This is a genomic window from Brevibacterium sp. RIT 803 (genome assembly GCF_016892625.1).
Classification (GTDB): domain Bacteria; phylum Actinomycetota; class Actinomycetes; order Actinomycetales; family Brevibacteriaceae; genus Brevibacterium.
The window spans coordinates 451413-468963 of the sequence record NZ_JAFEMW010000001.1 but is presented as its reverse complement, the minus strand read 5'-3'; the positions used below and the strand labels follow the sequence as shown (position 1 = coordinate 468963).

Annotated in this window: 16 protein-coding genes and 1 other RNA gene; 6 read left to right on the top strand and 11 right to left on the bottom strand. The window is 63.0% G+C overall.

The window, feature by feature from the left end; all coding sequences use genetic code 11:
- The first annotated feature begins 196 nt into the window (after nucleotides 1-196).
- The 5 genes from ftsE to ssrA all read left to right on the top strand — a co-directional run bounded on the left by ftsE (nucleotide 197) and on the right by ssrA (nucleotide 4211).
- Nucleotides 197-886 (top strand): cell division ATP-binding protein FtsE, encoded by a 690-nt coding sequence (gene ftsE / locus JTF07_RS02220; protein WP_204232688.1) that lies wholly within the window; start codon nucleotides 197-199, stop codon nucleotides 884-886.
- Nucleotides 883-1797, top strand: coding sequence for a permease-like cell division protein FtsX (gene ftsX / locus JTF07_RS02215; RefSeq protein ID WP_143923457.1), 915 nt, complete (start codon nucleotides 883-885; stop codon nucleotides 1795-1797). The genes ftsE and ftsX overlap by 4 nt, the downstream gene beginning before the upstream one ends.
- A gap of 1 nt (nucleotide 1798) precedes the next feature.
- Nucleotides 1799-3028, top strand: a complete 1230-nt coding sequence (locus JTF07_RS02210) for a peptidoglycan DD-metalloendopeptidase family protein (RefSeq protein WP_204232687.1) — start codon at nucleotides 1799-1801, stop codon at nucleotides 3026-3028.
- A 181-nt stretch (nucleotides 3029-3209) separates the two neighbouring features.
- Nucleotides 3210-3680, top strand: a complete 471-nt coding sequence (gene smpB / locus JTF07_RS02205) for an SsrA-binding protein SmpB (RefSeq protein WP_198396913.1) — start codon at nucleotides 3210-3212, stop codon at nucleotides 3678-3680.
- Nucleotides 3681-3834: 154 nt separating this feature from the next.
- Nucleotides 3835-4211, top strand: a transfer-messenger RNA (tmRNA) gene (gene ssrA / locus JTF07_RS02200).
- A gap of 168 nt (nucleotides 4212-4379) precedes the next feature.
- Here the strand turns inward: ssrA and JTF07_RS02195 are convergent.
- The 5 genes from JTF07_RS02195 to speB all read right to left on the bottom strand — a co-directional run bounded on the left by JTF07_RS02195 (nucleotide 4380) and on the right by speB (nucleotide 10623).
- Entirely contained in the window at nucleotides 4380-6032 is a 1653-nt protein-coding gene (locus JTF07_RS02195; protein ID WP_204232686.1) for a thiamine pyrophosphate-binding protein, read from the bottom strand.
- A 51-nt stretch (nucleotides 6033-6083) separates the two neighbouring features.
- Nucleotides 6084-6236, bottom strand: a complete 153-nt coding sequence (locus JTF07_RS02190) for a hypothetical protein (RefSeq protein WP_204232685.1) — start codon at nucleotides 6234-6236, stop codon at nucleotides 6084-6086.
- Between the two features lie 121 nt (nucleotides 6237-6357).
- The gene (locus tag JTF07_RS02185; RefSeq protein WP_204232684.1) at nucleotides 6358-7875 is read right to left on the bottom strand and encodes a sodium:solute symporter family protein; all 1518 of its coding nucleotides are present in this window, start codon (nucleotides 7873-7875) and stop codon (nucleotides 6358-6360) included.
- A gap of 49 nt (nucleotides 7876-7924) precedes the next feature.
- Complete coding sequence (locus JTF07_RS02180; protein WP_204232683.1) at nucleotides 7925-9610, bottom strand: thiamine pyrophosphate-binding protein; 1686 nt, start codon at nucleotides 9608-9610, stop codon at nucleotides 7925-7927.
- Between the two features lie 2 nt (nucleotides 9611-9612).
- The gene (gene speB / locus JTF07_RS02175) at nucleotides 9613-10623 is read right to left on the bottom strand and encodes an agmatinase (protein ID WP_204232682.1); all 1011 of its coding nucleotides are present in this window, start codon (nucleotides 10621-10623) and stop codon (nucleotides 9613-9615) included.
- Nucleotides 10624-10759: 136 nt separating this feature from the next.
- Between speB and JTF07_RS02170 the strand changes: the two genes are divergently transcribed.
- Nucleotides 10760-12223, top strand: coding sequence for a PucR family transcriptional regulator (locus JTF07_RS02170; protein ID WP_204232681.1), 1464 nt, complete (start codon nucleotides 10760-10762; stop codon nucleotides 12221-12223).
- Between the two features lie 31 nt (nucleotides 12224-12254).
- Here JTF07_RS02170 and JTF07_RS02165 read toward each other — a convergent pair whose 3' ends face one another.
- From JTF07_RS02165 to JTF07_RS02140, 6 genes are read right to left on the bottom strand one after another with little or no spacing between them, the layout of a single operon-like run.
- Nucleotides 12255-13364, bottom strand: a complete 1110-nt coding sequence (locus JTF07_RS02165; RefSeq protein WP_204232680.1) for a histidinol-phosphate transaminase — start codon at nucleotides 13362-13364, stop codon at nucleotides 12255-12257.
- A 23-nt stretch (nucleotides 13365-13387) separates the two neighbouring features.
- Entirely contained in the window at nucleotides 13388-14182 is a 795-nt protein-coding gene (locus tag JTF07_RS02160; protein ID WP_204232679.1) for a tetratricopeptide repeat protein, read from the bottom strand.
- Entirely contained in the window at nucleotides 14179-15261 is a 1083-nt protein-coding gene (locus JTF07_RS02155) for a vWA domain-containing protein (RefSeq protein WP_204232678.1), read from the bottom strand. Before JTF07_RS02155 ends, JTF07_RS02160 begins: the two co-directional genes overlap by 4 nt.
- The gene (locus JTF07_RS02150) at nucleotides 15258-16232 is read right to left on the bottom strand and encodes a vWA domain-containing protein (RefSeq protein WP_143923447.1); all 975 of its coding nucleotides are present in this window, start codon (nucleotides 16230-16232) and stop codon (nucleotides 15258-15260) included. Before JTF07_RS02150 ends, JTF07_RS02155 begins: the two co-directional genes overlap by 4 nt.
- Nucleotides 16223-16675: a hypothetical protein gene (locus tag JTF07_RS02145; RefSeq protein ID WP_204232677.1), complete on the bottom strand. Its 453-nt coding sequence runs from the start codon at nucleotides 16673-16675 to the stop codon at nucleotides 16223-16225. The genes JTF07_RS02150 and JTF07_RS02145 overlap by 10 nt, the downstream gene beginning before the upstream one ends.
- Nucleotides 16662-17546, bottom strand: coding sequence for a DUF58 domain-containing protein (locus JTF07_RS02140; protein ID WP_204232676.1), 885 nt, complete (start codon nucleotides 17544-17546; stop codon nucleotides 16662-16664). The genes JTF07_RS02145 and JTF07_RS02140 overlap by 14 nt, the downstream gene beginning before the upstream one ends.
- Nucleotides 17547-17551 lie beyond the last annotated feature (5 nt).

Sequence of the window (17551 nt, the reverse complement as noted above, 5' to 3'; positions counted from 1 at the left end):
AAGCTCTGGACGGAAGCTCTGGACAGAACGTTTGGGCGGCAGGTCCGGGTGACTCAGTGCCCAGACGATGCACCGCCTGGGCGGCTGTGAACTTCCTCCAATGCGCAACACACGCCCTTAAGCCTCCCGGATCATGACGGGGCTGTTACGTACAGTGGAAGCGGCCGAGCCATCCGCGACATGATTGAAGACCCTCTTGATCAAATTCGACTCAGTTTCGAAGTCCTACGACACACGCTCCCGCAGAGCACTCGACGACATCTCGTTCGAGGCCGAGCGTGGAGAATTCGTGTTCCTCGTCGGTGCTTCGGGCTCGGGTAAGTCCACGGTCATCCGCCTCATCCTGCGCGAAGAGGTCCCCAGCGCCGGGCGCATCCACATCGCCGGAAAATCGGTCGTGAAGATGCCCAGCTGGAAGGTGCCCTACCTGCGGCGGGGGATCGGCACGGTCTTCCAAGACTTCCGTCTGCTGCCGAACAAGACCGTCTTCGCCAACGTCGCCTTTGCCCTCCAGGTCATCGGCAAATCCCGGGCATCCATGTCGACCCTGGTCCCCGATGTGCTCGAGACCGTCGGACTGGCCGGCAAGGAGAAGCGCTACCCCAGCGAACTCTCCGGCGGTGAGCAGCAGCGCGTTGCCATTGCCCGTGCCGTCGTCAACAAGCCGGGTATCCTGCTCGCCGATGAGCCCACAGGCAACCTCGACCCGACCACCAGTGCCGATATCATGTCGGTGCTTGAGAAGATCAACCGCAACGGAACCACAGTGCTCATGGCCACTCACGACGGAGAGATCGTCAACCGGATGCGAAAACGAGTCATCGAACTCTCCGAGGGGACAATCGTCCGCGACGTCGAAGAGGGCACGTACGGAGTCGCCTCATGAGGGCCGGATTCATCCTCTCCGAGGTCTGGTCAGGGCTGCGCAAGAACGTGTCCATGGTCCTGTCCGTGGTGCTCGTGACCTTTGTGTCCCTGCTCTTCGTCGGCGCCGCGATCCTGCTGCAGATGCAGGTGGGGCAGATGAAGGACTACTGGTACGACCGCGTCCAGGTCTCCGTCTTCCTGTGCCCGCCGGACTCCGAAGCCACCAACTGCGTCGAAGGCGAAGCCACCGATACGCAGAAGAAGAACATCGAAGATCAGCTGAACAGCTCAGAGCTTGCCCCCTACGTCGACGAGGTCTACTTCGAAGACAAGGGTGAGGCCTTCGAGCACTTCCAGGATCAGTTCAAGGGCACCAGCCTCGAAGGCACCGTTCCCGAAGACGAGATGAACGAGTCGTTCCGGGTCAAACTCCAGGACGCCGAGAAGTACGACATCATCAAAGAATCGTTCTCCTCGACCCAGGGCGTCGAGGAGGTCGTTGACCAGAACCAGCTCCTCGATCGCCTGTTCAGCGTCCTCAATATTGCCACCGTCGTCGCGGTCGCGATTGCCGGAATCATGCTGCTGTGCGCCATGCTGCTCATCGCCACGACCATCCGACTCTCCGCGTTCTCAAGGAGGCGCGAGACCGGAATCATGCGGCTGGTGGGTGCGTCGAACACCTTCATTCAGCTCCCGTTCCTGCTCGAAGGCGTCATCGCCTCGGCGATCGGTGCGACCCTGTCCGCTGGTGCACTGGGGCTCCTCGTCCACTTCGGCGTCAGCGGCTGGCTGGAAGGGCAGGCGACGGGCTTCAGCCTGATCTCCGGAGTCAACGTCCTCATCGTTGCCCCGATTCTCATTGCCATCGGTGTGATCATGGCCGGTGCATCATCCCTGATCACTTTGAATAAGTACACGAAGGTCTGAGATGAAACGCAGACTCGGCTTAGCGGTGACGGCAGCGGTGCTGGCTGTCGTCCTGCCCGTGAGCTCGGCGGGGGCCGATCCCCGCGATGACAAGAGCAAGGTCGATGACCGGGTCAAGGAGCTCCAGCAGGAGTTCGAGGGTCTCGACGAGGACCTGGCTCGAGTCATCGCCGAACGCGACGCGGCGGAGGAGAAGCTGCCCGAGGCTGAGGCCGCGTCGAAGAAGGCCGACGATGCGCTGAGTGAGGCCATTGAGACGGATGATGCCATGGCCGCTCGACTCACCTCGGCGGAGAATGCACAGTCGGACCTCAGAACCTCGATCAAGGACGGCGCGGAGGAGATCGACAAGCACAAGACCTCTGCCGCGCGCATCGGGCGTCAGGCATATCAGAACTCGGGCATCACCTCTGACCTGGCGATGCTGCTGCAGATGGCCGAGGGGACAAGCGCCGACGGTGGAATCGGGCGCGTGGACTCCGCCGTCCGGTCACAGCAGCGCACGATCGACAACCTCTCCGAGCAGCGAGCGGTCAACAAGAACAACGAGGAGCGCCTTTCGGGTGTCACCGATGAGATCTCGGACCTCAAGGACGAAGCCGCCGAGGCGGTGTTGGCCAAAGAGGCCGCACAGATCGACGCGAAGAAGAAGTCCGATAGCCTGGCCGACATCATCTCCGCGAAGGACGATGCGGAGAAGACGATCTCTGACAACAAAGCCACGACCGAGGAACAGCTGCAGAAGGAGCAGGACGAACAGGACCGGCTGGCGAAGAAGGTTCGCGAGTGGGAGAAGGAGCAGGAGAAGAAGGGCAAATTCGTCTATGGAGACGGCGAGCTGGCCAATCCGGCCGAGGGGTATCCCATCACCTCGCCCTTCGGCTACCGTATCCACCCGATCACCGGTGCGAAGAAGCTGCACTCGGGCACCGACTTCGGCGTCCCCTGCGGCACCCCGATCCGGGCCGCCGGCGACGGCATCGTCGTGACCTCGGGATGGACAGGCGGCTACGGCAACCGCGTCGTCATCTCCCACGGAAAGATCAAGGGCGACTCGATCGCCTCGACGTACAACCACAACACGGACCTCAAGGTCCACGATGGTCAGAAGGTGAAGAAGGGTCAGGTCATCTCGGATTCGGGTACGACCGGCGCATCCACCGGCTGCCATCTGCACTTCGAGGTCATGAAGAACGGCGGATACGTCGATCCGATGCCCTACATCTCCTGACCGCAGCCGATTGAGCCCGGCCTCGCCGAGGTGAGCCTTCGGTAGGCGGCACCGTGGCCTTTCGCACGCGATATCATTGAGATAGAATTGTGGGTCTGCGTGTCTACGCGGTTGAGCAGTCTTCTGAGACTGAAAGCCGGGGCCGGACAGGCTGATTTGAGACAGAGGAAGGAGGCCGGTCATGCCGAAGGAAACTGGCAAGAAAGTCATCGCGAGGAACCGTAAGGCGCGCCACGACTATCTCATCGAAGATACGTGGGAGGCCGGTCTCGTGCTGAGCGGAACCGAAGTGAAGTCACTGCGAGAGGGCAGGGCGTCGCTGACCGACGGGTTTGCGCTGATCTTCCAGAACGAAGCGTGGCTGGAGGGTGTCTACATTCCCGAGTACGCACAGGGGACATGGACGAACCACACTGCGCGCCGTCGCCGGAAGCTGCTGCTGCACCGCGAGGAGATTCTCCGACTGTCGCAGAAGGTCAAGGAGTCGGGGCGCACCCTCATTCCGCTGGAGCTGTACTTCGACGGATCGCGCGTCAAGGTCGAGATCGCGTTGGCCAAGGGCAAGCGTGAATGGGACAAGCGTCAGGCCCTGCGTGAAGCGCAGGACAAGCGTGAGGCTGAGCGGGCGATCAAGTCCAAGCAGTTCCTCTGAACCTGGCCCTCTGACATCGAAGATCTGATTGAATTCCCGTCCGCGGGAATGCAATTGGGTCGTGTGGTGTTGTGGGAGTATGCTGGTTATTCTGGTCGGCGCATGAGCCTGTTTGCGCAGGTGGATGAGCTGGGCAGCTTTGGTAAAAGAATATGGGGATGATCGGTTTCGACGTCGGACACTGCGACGGGAGAAGCGGGCCGAGAATGTAGAGTCATCTCGTTAATGTCCTCTGCAAAACAATAGGTGCTAAGTCTAATAACCGCACCGATTTCGCCCTCGCTGCCTGATTAGGCCGAGCTGCGAATCCGTCAGTCTAGAGTTGCTTCCACTCTAGGTCCTGGCGTCGCTTAGGGAGCCACTGCTTCAGATATTCGTTGAGGGTATCTGAGGGACTTTTACTCAACTCCGTTCGTTGGTCCACATGTTCGTGTGAGGGCCAGAACCTAAGAAACTACTTCACGAACTGCGCCCGGAGAAGTCCTGACAATCTGCCGACGGACGCGGGTTCGATTCCCGCCATCTCCACTTCAAAGCCCTGGGTTCCTTGTGAACCCAGGGCTTTTTCTGTTGGTTCCCGGCACCCTTGTTCCAGGGACTCGTCTCTCCCCGACCTCCAGAACACGAATGATCAGGACTGAACGACTCTGGCAATTTGATGTCTGAGTGGCCAGAACCTGGATACGTCAGCGCCGATCTCTACGAGTTCACACGGATGACTTCCTCCTGATACGGGGCAATGACCGCACCCGAGATCCGCAGGTCAAGCACCAGGAACCTCCGATCGTCGACCGGAGTCGCCTTCCATTCGTTGACGACTTCGAGGTCGGCCAGCGAGTGGACGGCAACCCCGCGGCCTCCGGCGGCGCTGCCCAGCGCCGCGAAGTCGATCTCATCGATGAGCATCGGTGCCTTATTCAGTCCCTTGAGTCCGTACAGATTCACCTCTGCGCCATAGGCGGCATCATTGAAGACGACGGCCATGCCGCGGCCCCCGGCCGAACGGATTGCGGTATCGAGGTCGGACAGCGCCATGGCCCCGCCCCCGTCGCCGGTGGTGAGAACGATCGTCGATTCCTGATTGGCGCGTGCCGCGCCTGCCACGCTGTGCCAGCCGAGCCCGATCGATTGGAACGCCGTGCCGACCATCGCCAGACGGTCGGGTGCGCTGGGCTCCCAGAACATATTCGCCCATGCGATGAAGTGACCTCCATCGGAGACCACAACTCGGTCCTCTGGCATCAGCGCACCGAGGCGTGCAGCGGCAGCGCGTGGGTCCAGGCGACCGTCCTCGGCGAATTCCGTGCCCATTTCGTAGGCCCGGTCAGCCGCCGTATCCACGGTCTCGCGCCACCCGCTCGCTACCGCACCCGAGGCCTCCAGCCGTGTGACCAGCTCGCCCGCAGCAAGCTTGACATCGCTGCGGATGAAACCGCCGACCCGGGCATTCGTAGCCCGATCATCGGTGTCGATCTGCCAGACCGCTGTCGACGGGTGGAACAGCTCGCCGAATCGCATCGTGAACTGGTTGAGCGAAGCCCCGAAGACGACGGCGATGTCTGCCTCACGGATTCGCTCCATGGCCTCAGGGGCACCGAATCCTCCGGCCACGCCGAGGTCATAGTCGGCATCTGGGAAGACATTGCGGCCAAGGGCGGTAGTCGTAGTCAACGCCCCTGTGGCTTCTGCCAGGGCGCCGAGCTCGGCCTCTGCTCCTGCCAACCACGCACCTCGGCCGGCCAGCAGGATCGGACGTTCCGCCTCGGCGAGGGCAGCTGTCAGACGAGCGAGCGAGGTCTGTGAGAACTCGGACGACGGCGCCAGGGGAGCAGGTCGTCCGGGACCCGGAACCGAGGGTATCTCACCGATGTCGAGGGTTGCGACATCGTAGGGGATCGCGAGGACAACGGGCACTCGGTACGTCAGCGCGTGCTCGATTGCGGTGACAGTCGCGGCCGCCGCATCGACGCGACCGACGGTATAGGTGCGCACACCTACCGCGGAGGCCATGGCGATCTGGTCGACGTCCCAGGGCCGCGGGCCGGACGTGGGTTCGTCGCCGACGACAAGGACGAGTGGAACCTTGGCCTGCGCGGCTTCGGCCAGCGCAGTGAGGGTGTTCGTGAACCCGGCGCCGTAGGTGGTGGTGGCCGCGGCGATTCTGCCGGAGGTGCGGAAGTGCGCGTCGGCGGCGACGACGGCGCCGGCTTCGTGTCGAACGGCAGTGTAAGTCGCCGAGGTGGAGGTCAGAAGAGCATCGAGGAAGTAGGCGTTGCCGTTGCCCATGAGTCCGAAGACTTCATCGATGTGGTGGGCCAGAGTGTGGGCGACGTGTGCCGAAGTGTGAGCCATCAGGGGCCTTTCGCGGATGAGAGATATGGAAGAGAACGATCCATATATGTCTCACACGCGAATTCCGCGGCTTCGCGCTCCTTTTTCGAGCGCCGGCTGTTCGGCAGCAACCGGATTCGACGTTGGCACCGGCCTGACCATTCGAATATAGATCACGGCGAGCCGGTCGGCAAAGTTCTGCTGGTCCACATGGACCTGCTGCACCGAGAAACGCTGCGAGCGTCGAAAAGCGCACGCGCGCATGAGAGATTCGACGCAGCGTGCGTTTCTCGATGGCGGCTCCGCAGCGCAGCCAGCTGCGGGGGTGCTGGTGGCTGGGTGCCTGCTACCTGTTCAGTCGTTCCTTCCATGCGGCCATGACCTCCGGTGGTGTCGGCTTCGATACCAGAGAGCCGATGACGTAGCCGAGCAGTGATGCGATGAGGCCCAGGTAGATGGCCTCGTTCGAGTAGATTCCCATGGTGATCATGATGACGATCGTGGTGAGCGAACCTAGGATCATACCCGCCATGACGCCGATGATGTTTCCGCGTTTGAAGATCAGCCCACCGAGGATGGGGATGAAGAGTCCGGCCACCAGCAGGTTGTAGGCGACTGTGAGCGCCTCGACGACACTGGGCATGATCATCGCAAGGATGAGGGTGACGACGCCGAGTCCGATGAGGTAGATGCGAGAATCACGGATCTCGTCGCCGGTCTCGCGCACCAGCGATTTCACCAGCGTCGACTTCCTCGCCTCGCCGGAGCTGAGAGGAGAACCGTCGCCGTGCACCGAATCGGCGTCACCGGCTGATTCAGCAGTCACCGGAACGATGTCCTTGCGGGCAAGCAGCGGTTCGACGATGTCCTGGCGGCACACTGTCGCAGCCGCCATGAGCGAGCCGGAGGCTGTCGACATCATTGCTGCCAGTGCCGCGGCGAGGACGAATCCGCCCAGCAGGGGCGACATCGCAGCATCGACGACGGCGACGAACACATCGTCTTGGACTTCGATGCCGGGAACGATCTTCGTGGCGGCCATGCCGATGAGCGCACCCGCCACGGCATAGAGGAGGCAGTAGACGCCAGCCGACAGACCGCCCCACCTGGCCACGCCCGGGCTGCGTGCGGTGAACACCCGCTGCCAGATGTCCTGTCCGATGAGGAGGCCCAGAGTGTAGATGAGGATGTAGCCGAGAATTGCCTGCCAGCCGATGCCCACCGGGCTGGTCTGCTCAGCCGGGAGCGATGAGAAGAGCTCTCCGATGCCACCGGACTTGCTCAGCACGATCGGCAGCATGATGAGGAAGATGCCGATGGTCTGGATGAAGAACTGCACGAAGTCGGTCAGCGTGATCGACCACATTCCGCCGAGCATCGAGTAGAGGATGACGATTCCACCACCGATGAGCACGGACCAGAACTTATTGATGTCGAAGAGCGCGTGGAAGATCGTCGCATAGGCGACCGTCGACGTCGTGGAGATCATCAGCCCATAGGCGGTCATGATCGCGCCAGAGACCAGGCGGGAGCCCTTTCCGTAGCGCAGCTCCAGCATCTGTGAGACCGTGTAGATCTCCAGCTTCTGAATCCGCGGGGCGAAGAACAGCGACAGCAGGATGATGCCAAGGCCGATACTGAAGACCAGCCACATCCCCGACAGCCCCGAGGTGTAGCCGAGGCCGACACCGCCGATAGTCGAGGCCCCTCCGAGGACGACCGCGGACATCGTGCCCGTGTACAGCCACCCGCCCAGGCGGCGGCCCGCGACGAGGAAATCGTCCTGATTCTTCGCCTTGTACCGGCCCCAGATTCCGAATCCCACCATGGCGGCGAGATAGATGATGACGACTAGAGAGTCCACGTCGACCCTTTCTTGGTTGGCTGCATGAGCAATCGGCTCAACGGGTGCTTCAGCACCCGAGTGTGATGTGAATGGTGGTGGGAACGGTCCGGTCGAGCGCCTCGGCGACGGCGGTCGGGAGCAGCTCGTCGATGTCGGACTCCGCGATCGTCACCCCTGACCCACCCATGGACTGCCCCAGGGCCGCGAAGTCGGGACGGGCGAGCCTGACCGCGAACGGCTCGATCGTCCGGTCGACCATCTGAGCCTCGATTTCGGCGTATCCGCCGTTGTCGACGATGACGAAGGGAATCCCCAACCCCAGTTCGCCCGCCGTCATCAGCTCCTGGACGGAGAACATGGCAGCTCCGTCTCCGAGGATGCAGGCAACCGGACGCGCACTGTCGGCCAGCTTGGCCCCGATGGCCGCAGGAATCCCGTACCCCAAGGTCGCAAAACCGGGCATGTAGAGCAGCTGATCAGGCGTGTTGGCAGTCAGCGCGTGCACCGACCCGTCGTAGGTGACCTGGGAGGAGTCCCCGGCGATGACCACGGAAGGTCCCGCACCCTGTTCGACGAGGCGAGTGACACGCGCGCCGATGGACTCGAAGTCGAAGTCCGAACCCCAGGAGGCTCGGATCTCCTGAACGCGTTCGGCTCCGCTTCCTGTGGAGGGAATATCTCTTGCCGAGGTGGTCGTGGGCGCGTTCTGATCCAGTTCGGTCATCAGCGCGGTGAGGAATTCCCCTGCATCGGCGCAGGCGAGGATGTCCCCGCCGAGGTTCTTGCCCAGTTGGTCGGGGTCGATATCGCAGCGGATGACGACCTGTGTGGAGGCTTCGTTGCGGATGCCGGCCGATGTCTGGGCGCCGATGAGTCCGCCCCAGAGGTCGGAGTCGGCGAGTTCGGAGCCGAGGACGATGAGCACGTCGGCTGCCGCAGACTCAGCTTGAACGCTGGGGAAGCGAACGTTGGAGCCCAAGGACAGCGGGTGCTCCTCGGAGATGATGCCCTTGCCATTGGCGGTTGTGGCCACAGGGGCATCGAGTTCCTCCGCGAAGGCCCTGACCTCGGCGCTCGCCTTGCGGGCCCCGCCACCGGCGACGATGAGCGGACGAGTGGCACCGCCCACCGCCTCGGCGGCACGGGAGATGACTCGCGGGTCCAGGCCCGGACGGCGGCCAGGGATCTGCGTCGGCACACTGCCGTTCCAGACGCCCTCAAGAACGTCGAGGGGAACCTCGATGTGAACGGGGCCGGGGCGCGAGGAGGAGAACATGGCGAATGCTTCGGCGACGGCCTGCGCAGCACCCTCGGCCGTGCGGGTGCGCTGAGAGGAGACCAACAGGCGGTTCAGCGCCCCGGAGGAGTCCTTTGTCTCATGGAGCATTCCGACATCGGCGCGCTCGAGCCCGGTGGGAACACCGGGGGAGAGGATGAGCATCGGGCGCGACTCCGCATAGGCGGTCGCCGCGGCCGTGATGACATTCGTCAGTCCCGGACCCGATGTGGTGATGACGACTCCGGGTTTGCCGGAGACGAGGAAGTATCCGTCGGCACCGTAGCCGGCACCCTGCTCATGGCGTGGTGTGATGGCACGAATGCCGAATTCGCTCAGGTGTCGGTAGAACTCGAGGTTGTGTGTGCCGGGAATTCCGAAGATCGTATCGACGCCGTGCGCGGCCAGAGTCGCGATGACGGCCCGGCCGCCGTTGCGGAACTCCTCGTCAGGCATGGTGTTCTTGTCATCTCCCATCTTCAGACTCCCAGTGCTTCGCCGCTGGGGCCCGAAGGTCCGGTGAGACCATTGGCCTCGGCAGCCCACAGGGAGAGCATTTCATAGCCGACGTGGGCGGCGGCGAGTCCGGTGATCTCGGCATGGTCATAGGCGGGCGCCACTTCGACGATCTCGGCGCCGACGACGTTGAGCCCCTGCAGGCCGCGAATCGAGTTGAGCAGTTCGCGGCTCGTCATGCCGCCGGCCTCGGGGGTGCCTGTGCCGGGGGCGGCAGCAGGGTCGAGGACGTCGATGTCGACGGACAGGTAGACGGGTGCATCGCCGAGTCGTCTGCGCATCCGTGCCACGACCTCCTGGACGGACGTGAACTGGTAGTCGTCGCTGCGGATGATCTGGAATCCGAGCACAGCATCGTCTTCCAGGTCCTTTTCACCGTAGAGCGGTCCGCGGATGCCGACATGCATGCAGGACTCGAGGTCGAGCAGACCTTCTTCGCTGGCGCGACGGAACGGGGTGCCGTGCGTGTACGGGGCACCGAAGTAGGTGTCCCAGGTGTCGAGGTGGGCGTCGAAGTGCAGGACCGCGATCTTGCCGTGCGTCTTGTGCAGGGAACGCAGGTTCGGCAGGGCCAGTGTGTGGTCGCCGCCGAGTGTGAGCAGCTTGGCCCCATCAGCGCGCATCTCATCGGCTGTCCGTTCGACTTCGGTGATGGCCTCTTCGATGTCGAAGGGGTTGACGCCCAGGTCACCACAGTCAGCGACCTGCTGCCAGGTGAACGCGTGGACGTTCGTCGCCTGGTTGTAAGGGCGCAGCAGCTTGGAGGACTGGCGGATGTGGGCGGGGCCGAATCGTGCACCTGGACGGTAGCTGACGCCGGCGTCGAAGGGGACGCCGAGGATCTTGACGTCGATCTTCTCACCTGGTCGCTGTGCTTCGACCTCGTCGATGCGCGGGAGCAGACCGAAGGTCGGAGGACCCGCGAAACGTGGTGTCTTGCTGTAATCGGCTGGTCCAATGGGCTGAGTCGACATCGGCTCTCCTTGCGAATTCGTGAGTGTTCTCGGTGGTGTGTGATTGCCATCAGCCTAGGACGTGGCTCACACAACGCGAATATCCAGCATGGAGGATTTGGAAATGTAGTTATCCAGTGCGGATAGTATGGATCTCATGGTCACCTTGGGTCAGCTCTGGGCGCGTCAGGAACTCGCTCTCGATGTCGTCGTCGATTCGCCGAACGCCGGATCGGCCGACGTCACGATCGTGCACTCCTCGGAGCTGCCCGCGGTCGACGAATGGTTGGCCGGGGGAGAGGTTCTGCTCACGATCGGCGTCGGCCAGGACCTCGGCGGCGAGGGCGTGGGCGACTATGTCAGGCGCCTCAAGCGTGCGGGTGTCCTTGCACTCGGCATCGGGCTCGGCTCCGCTTTGCCGTGGCGGGCGCTTCCACCGGCGCTGATCGAGCACGCGGCAGCTCAGGAGCTCCCACTGTTCGGTGTCCCCGAACCTGTTCCTTTCGTCGCGGTCGTCGATGCCTTCACCAGAATGCGGGAGGAGGAGACGAACCGAGAGCTCACGCGGGCCAGCAGTGCGGGGCGGCGGTTCGCCACCGACCTTGCGCATCAGGGGCCCGCCGCGCTTGTCGCTGATCTGGCCAGCACTTTGGGGACGGACGTTCGGTTCGTCTCACCCACAGGCAGGGGACTGACTGGCACCGATGCTGAGAACCTGGTGCGGCATGATCTGATTGCCGAGGCTATCAAACCCTCGATGGCGCCGCGTCTTCTGCGTACTGAGTTAGGAATCGTCGAAGCCGTTCCGGTCGGAGACGAGCAGGTTCGAGGATGGATCCTCGCCCCCGCCGAGGTGAGCGGCAATCCGCGCACCCGTGGCCTGCTGCTTTCCACTGCGGCGGCGCTCTTGAGTCTGAACATCACAGAGGTCCCGCCTCGGCGGTCGGATTCACAGCTCTTCGCAACTCCCTTGACGGCAGGACAGGCTCGGTCCGAGTGGGTGCGTGAGACCGGCCTGGCTCCGGTCTCACGAGTGAAGTTCACGGTCTTCGGCAATGTGCGTGGTGGGGTCCCGGAGACGCTGCTGGGTGATCTGGGAGATGGAACACTCCTGGTCCGTGCCGGTTCGATGCTCGGGGTCATCGAACCCGGTGCTCAGGGGGCGGACCAGAGCCGTCTCGATGCGGCCGAACTGGCAGCGGGTCATGCGAGTACGGTCGATCGGGTTGCGGAGGTCACCGGACTCGACACGCTGTTTGCGAAGATGATCGCACTGACCCAGGTCCACCACACCTGGACCGTGTGGCGAACGCAGCACGAAAGCGCGACCTCGGATGTGCGGGCACTGCTGTCGTCGATCGATGAGTCAGCGGCGCAGAGATTCGTCGACCGAGTGCTGGGCATGCTCCTTGCTTCACGCGACGAACAGGACCTGCTGCTGACGCTGCGAGCCTTCATCGCGGCAGGAGGAGTGCGGGATGCGATCGCTGCTGAACTCGGCATCCACCGCCACACAGTGCGTGCACGAATGGCGAAGATCGAGACGCTGTTGGGCCGCGACCTCACTCGGGCGGAATCGGTCCAAGCCGTGGCCTTGGCCCTTGAGCTTGCAGAACTCTGAGAGGTGCCCCGGCCCGGCCAGCTCGATGTGCTCAGTCGAAGTGTTCGGAGTAGAAGGCTGCGGCGACCGCGAGGACACGGTCGAGCCCTTCTTGTTCACCGATGCTGATACGCACCCCGTCGCCGAGGTTGCGTACCGCAACGGCCTGCTCGACGCAGGCATCTTCAAAGGCTGCCGACAGCTGGCCAAGGGGCAGCCACACGAAGTTCCCCTGCGCTTCAGGCACGTCCCAACCCTGGTCGCGCAGCGCGTGGGCGAAGTCGTCGCGAACGGCAGCGATCTCCTTGGCTCGGACGTCGACTTCATCGCTGTGGCGCAGTGATTCCAGTGCGGCCGCCTGACTGATATCGGTGACACCGAAGGGGATGACGGCTTTCAGCAGCCCTTGGACCACGGCTGTGTGAGCGAGGGCGTATCCGACCCGCAGGCCTGCCAGGGCGTGAGCCTTGGAGAAGGTCCTGACCAGGACGACATTGGGATGATCGGCCACTAGGTCGACGCCGTTGACGACGCCCTCGGCGGTGGCGAACTCCCAATAGGCCTCGTCGAGGGCGACGAGGACATGGTCTGGCACCTGTGCGAGGAACCGCCGGACTTCATCGTCGCGAAGTGCTGGTCCCGTCGGATTGTTCGGGGAGCAGAGAATGATGAGACTGGTTCGATCGGTGATCGCCGCCGCCATGGCGTCCAGATCGTGTCGACCGTCGTTGCGTACCGGCACCTCGATCCTTTTCGATCCGGCCAGCCCTGTCGTCTGGGGATACATTTCGAAGGACGGCCAGGGATAGATGGCTTCCGTGGTGGCGTCCGAAGTGATCTGGGTCAGTGCCACGAGCAGTTCGCTGGCGCCGGTGGTCACGACGAGTTCTTCGATGCTCACGCCGAGACGCTCGGCCAGCTCGGTGCGCAGCGCCAGTGCTGCGTCATCGGGGTACAAAGCGGGGTTCTTCGCGTGAGCGACCATGGCGTCGGTGACCGCCGGCAGCGGCTCGAGGTAGTTTTCGTTCGAGGACAGCTTGAACGAGGCGAGCCCGTCGATTCGCTTGGGCGCCTTCCCCGGAACGTACGGAGGGAATGTTGTCAGTGAGGCCCGCAGCCGCGGGGTCGAAGTGCTGCCAGCAGAAGTGTCCGGAGAGTTCATGGACTCATGATTTCACAGGTGCCTCACCACGGTTTGTCCGGGGCGGAACGGCCCCCGTCTCCGCCGGGTCCCTGCTGGCGCTGCTGACGTTCCGAGTCCTCGCCGCGCTCCTTCAGCTTGTCGCGCTTCTCCTCCTCTTCGGACTTGCCTTCCGAGCCGTCGGATTTCTCCTCGCCTTCGCCGGAGTCCTGACCTTCGTCCTTCTTCTTCGAGTCATCTCCGGAGTCACCGTTCTTCGGATCCTCGCCCTCGGAGCCACCGGAGTCGTCGCTCTCGGAGCCTTCCTGCTTCGACTTCTCTCCGGCCTTCTTGTCTTCGACGCGCTTCTTCGCTTCGTCGCTCTTCTGCTTCTCTTCGCTCTTCTTGGGCTGGCATTCCTCTGGAGCACCTTCCAAGGTCTGCAGCGACTGGTCGTAGAGTTCGTCGGACTGTCCTGGGTCTTGGTCCGCGACCTCGTCGGCGAGCTTCTCATACACGTAGGACAGGTTGATCCTCACGGCACATTCGTCACGGGCAGGGGCGATCTCAAGGGCGGATTCGAGGTCTGCCTGCGCCGGTTCGAAATCGCCGACGGCCGCCTCTGCAGTGCCGCGGTTGTAGTAGCCGATATGCCGTTGGATCGGGCTGAGTGTGAGGAACGTGGTTGAGGCCTTCTTCGCTCCAGGGAAATCATTCGACGCGTAGCGAACCTGAGAAGCTGCGCCGAAGTAGACGGTCACAGCCACATAACCGAACACGAGGAGGAGGACGGCTCCGATGATGAGGTTGACGCGAGAGAGCCTGCGCATCGTCGACCAATTGCGAGTGATCCGATTCATGACCGTCCTCCTCCTGGTTTGGGCGCAATCGTGCGCAGCCGCAGCAGCTCGCGGACGCCGAAGACCATTTCGACCGCGATCCATGCGAACACGAGAAGCAGGGGGACCCAGAAGTATTCGTCGACGGTGACCCGCCCATCCTTCTGGACCAGCGTCTGATCGTACTTCGGTGCTGTGTACATGCTCGACATCGAAGCTCCGCCGTCACGGTGGTGGTACTTCACACCGAGGTCGTCTGAGATCTGTCTGAGGTTCGACTCGTCGATCGTTGAGATCCCAGGATTGCCCTGTCCGTCGAGGATGTACTCGCCGTCCGTTCCTGCGGACCCGTCACCATCCCCGGTCCCGCCGGTGTCACCAGGATCACCGAGACCGGGGCCCCCGCCCGGACCCGCACCGTAGCCGAAGGGCTGAGACTCCTTCATCTTTCCGCCCTGAGACGTTCCGTAGCCGAACACCGCGCCGCTGTCGATGCGGGAGGCGAAGGATGACCACGAGTCGACGGGGGACTCGGAGGTCTGCTCTCCGTCGCCGAAGTAGAAGACGAGGCTCTTGTTGTCCGGACGATCTTCCTGATTGGACTTCATCCGCTCGTCCAGCTCAGCTCCCGCCTCGGTGATGGAGGATCCGTTCGAGTTCAGTGACATCTCCGGACTCAGGACATCGACGGCGGAAGCGAACGCCGAATGGTCGGTCGTCAGGGGCATGACCGTCGATGCAGTCGAGGCGAAGGAGATGATGCTCATCCTGGTGCCGGGCAGCTGCTCTGCCAGCTCCAACATGTCCTTCTTCACCCCTTCCAGTCGGGTCTTGTCACCGTCATAGTCCTCGGCGGCCATCGAGGTCGTCGTATCGACGAGGAAGTAGACGTCGGCGGCTGCCTCGTATTCCTCGGTCGAGGATTTGATGGGAATGCCCGGGCGGGCCAGGGCGAGTGCGAGCACGGCGACGATGCCCATGCGTGCGAACCATTTCCAGCGAGGTCCATCCCCGCGCACTGCCGGAATGATGCATACGGTCAGCAGGGCAAGGACGAGGAAGCCCCATCCGAACCAGGTGAAGACGGGATCGAAGATCATGATTTCGTCCTCCAAGCCAGAACGAAGACACCGGCGAGGCCGAAGACCGCGATTCCGAGGGGAACTGCGGGCATGTCATGGACGACGGTGTAGGAACGCCCAGGTGTGTTCTCGGCCTCCTGACTCTGGATCTCTGCGACGATCCGATCGATCGTCGATGCCGAACCCATGTCGAACTGTTTGCCGCCGGTGCGATCGGAGACCGACTTCAGTTCCTTTGTCTGCGGGTTCGTGAGCACCGACGGGGGAGAGAGGCTGTAGACCCTGACTTCGGAGTCCACAGCGATGTCGGTCGCTTCGTCGAGGTCGAACAGAGGGTCACCGGCAAGCATGTTGTCGGTGGCGAAGATGATCGAACGAGACCGGTCTTCGTCCTGACGGTCGAAATTGTCCACGCAGGAGACGAGTCCGTCTCCGATGAGGGAGGAACCGCCGATGTTGGGAGGTGAGGTCGACCAGGAGTAATCGGTGCCTTCAGAGCCCCAGGTGCGGAAGCCCTCCTCGGCTTCCTCGAGATAGTTCTGGACCATGTCGTAGTCATCGGTGAGAGGGAAGGCGGAGACGGCGGTCGAGTTGAACACGGTCATTCCGATGCGTTCACCGTCGAATCGGTCGACGAGCTCCTGGTAGGCCTCGAGGAGGTCCGCGTCATAGCCGAGCATCGAACCGGACACGTCGAGGCAGAGCATGACATCTCGCAGCTTCTTCTCCGGATTGACGGTCTCGACCCAAGCGGGGCGAGAGATCCCTGCGAGGGTGGAGAGGCCGGTGAGTGCGATGACGGCGAGGAAGGCGACGGTCGTCATCAGACGGGTCCGCATGGCTTTGCGGAAGCTGGGCAGGCTTGTCATTCGGCCGCTGTGCGCCACGGCCAGTGACGACGCGGTGGCCTTGGGTCTGCGGAAGAAGAAGACTGCTGCCGCGGCAAGCACGAGAAGGATGAGGGCCAGCCACCAGAACATCAGGACCATCGGGTCACCAGCTTTCTTGCGCCAGCGATCTGGGGCCCCAGATCCTTGGCGTCGTCCTCGGCGAACTCTGCTTCGTAGAGGCCAGACAAGGACTCTGCGAGGTCGTCGAGGCCGGCCACAGCCGCATCTCGGTAGGTGAGGTGTTCGGCCTTGACGCCCCATGCGTGATGGGCGAACTCGCGCACGATCTTCGCCAGTTCCCGAGCTGAATCGCGGACATCGGCTTCGCCCGCGTTTAGTTTCGACTCGACTGCGGCGATCCGAGACATGTAGGTGCTGCGGACAGGGATGGGAATCCGCGGTCGGGACTTCATCCCTGATCCCGCCGCCGCGCGCAGCAGCGGAGCGAACAGGTTGAGGGCGGCTGCCAGCAGAACCACGGCGGCGGCGACATACCACCAGACCGAGATCTGCAGGGGGCCGACGAGCTCAGCGGGGCCCACGGCGGTGCCTCAGCAGAAGAGTGTGGAGATTGCCCAAGGCTTGGTCCGGATGGGCGATTTCGGTGTGTGAGATTCCGAGCTTCGAGAGCAGGTCGATTCTGTGCTGCCTGCGGCTTGCTTCCGCAGCGAGGAATTCAGTGCGTACGTTCGGGTTGGCCATCACGGAGGTGGGCAGACCGACATCAGGACGGGAGACGTCGAACGGCGCCGAGGTGGCCGGCAGTTGTGCAAGGTCCGCGTCGGTGATCGTGATCCATAGGATCTCGTGCTGTGCACGCAGACGTTTGATGGTGGCTTCCTCCTTCGCGCCGAGCGGAGCCTGGTCGGAGATGACGACCACAAGCATTCGGTGGTTGATGTGCGAGGCGATCCACTGCAGCTGCTCATCGATCGAACCGTCTCCGTCGGTGCCCGCCTCGGCGAGGATCTGCTGCAGAAGGTTCTCCAAGTGGGCTTCGCTGCCCTTGCGGGGGGACGCGGTGGTGCGCTGTGCGCTGCCGTGGATGAGCATCACGTCATCACCATGGCGCACAGCGAGGTATCCGGTCATTCCGGCCATGAGGATCGCAAGCTGTCGCTTGTCGACCCCGGCCGAAGTCACGGCGTCGAAGTGACGGGACGAGTCGACGACGAGTGCGAGAATGTGCCTGCGGTGGGCAACATAGCGTTTGACCAGCGGGTTCGAGTGTCGGGCCGTGGCCTTCCAGTCGATGTCGCGGATCTCGTCGCCGGGAATGTAGTCGCGCAGGTCGTCGAAGTCGAGGCTGTGCCCGTGGAAGACAGAGGAATAGTCCCCGTCGAGGAGCCTGCGGGTTCGACGGTGCGCGTGGATGGTCATCCGCGCTTTGATCCGATTGAGCAGAGCAGTCATCGATG

Bases quoted from the DNA above. Each gene is read 5' to 3' on its own strand.
- JTF07_RS02140 (WP_204232676.1), bottom strand. From the start codon at position 17,546: ATGACTGCTCTGCTCAATCGGATCAAAGCGCGGATGACCATCCACGCG.
- JTF07_RS02150 (WP_143923447.1), bottom strand. From the start codon at position 16,232: ATGGTCCTGATGTTCTGGTGGCTGGCCCTCATCCTTCTCGTGCTTGCC.
- JTF07_RS02170 (WP_204232681.1), top strand. From the start codon at position 10,760: ATGGTCACCTTGGGTCAGCTCTGGGCGCGTCAGGAACTCGCTCTCGAT.
- JTF07_RS02160 (WP_204232679.1), bottom strand. From the start codon at position 14,182: ATGAATCGGATCACTCGCAATTGGTCGACGATGCGCAGGCTCTCTCGC.
- JTF07_RS02180 (WP_204232683.1), bottom strand. From the start codon at position 9,610: ATGGGAGATGACAAGAACACCATGCCTGACGAGGAGTTCCGCAACGGC.
- JTF07_RS02210 (WP_204232687.1), top strand. From the start codon at position 1,799: ATGAAACGCAGACTCGGCTTAGCGGTGACGGCAGCGGTGCTGGCTGTC.
- JTF07_RS02165 (WP_204232680.1), bottom strand. From the start codon at position 13,364: ATGAACTCTCCGGACACTTCTGCTGGCAGCACTTCGACCCCGCGGCTG.
- JTF07_RS02155 (WP_204232678.1), bottom strand. From the start codon at position 15,261: ATGATCTTCGATCCCGTCTTCACCTGGTTCGGATGGGGCTTCCTCGTC.
- ftsX (WP_143923457.1), top strand. From the start codon at position 883: ATGAGGGCCGGATTCATCCTCTCCGAGGTCTGGTCAGGGCTGCGCAAG.
- JTF07_RS02195 (WP_204232686.1), bottom strand. From the start codon at position 6,032: ATGGCTCACACTTCGGCACACGTCGCCCACACTCTGGCCCACCACATC.
- speB (WP_204232682.1), bottom strand. From the start codon at position 10,623: ATGTCGACTCAGCCCATTGGACCAGCCGATTACAGCAAGACACCACGT.
- smpB (WP_198396913.1), top strand. From the start codon at position 3,210: ATGCCGAAGGAAACTGGCAAGAAAGTCATCGCGAGGAACCGTAAGGCG.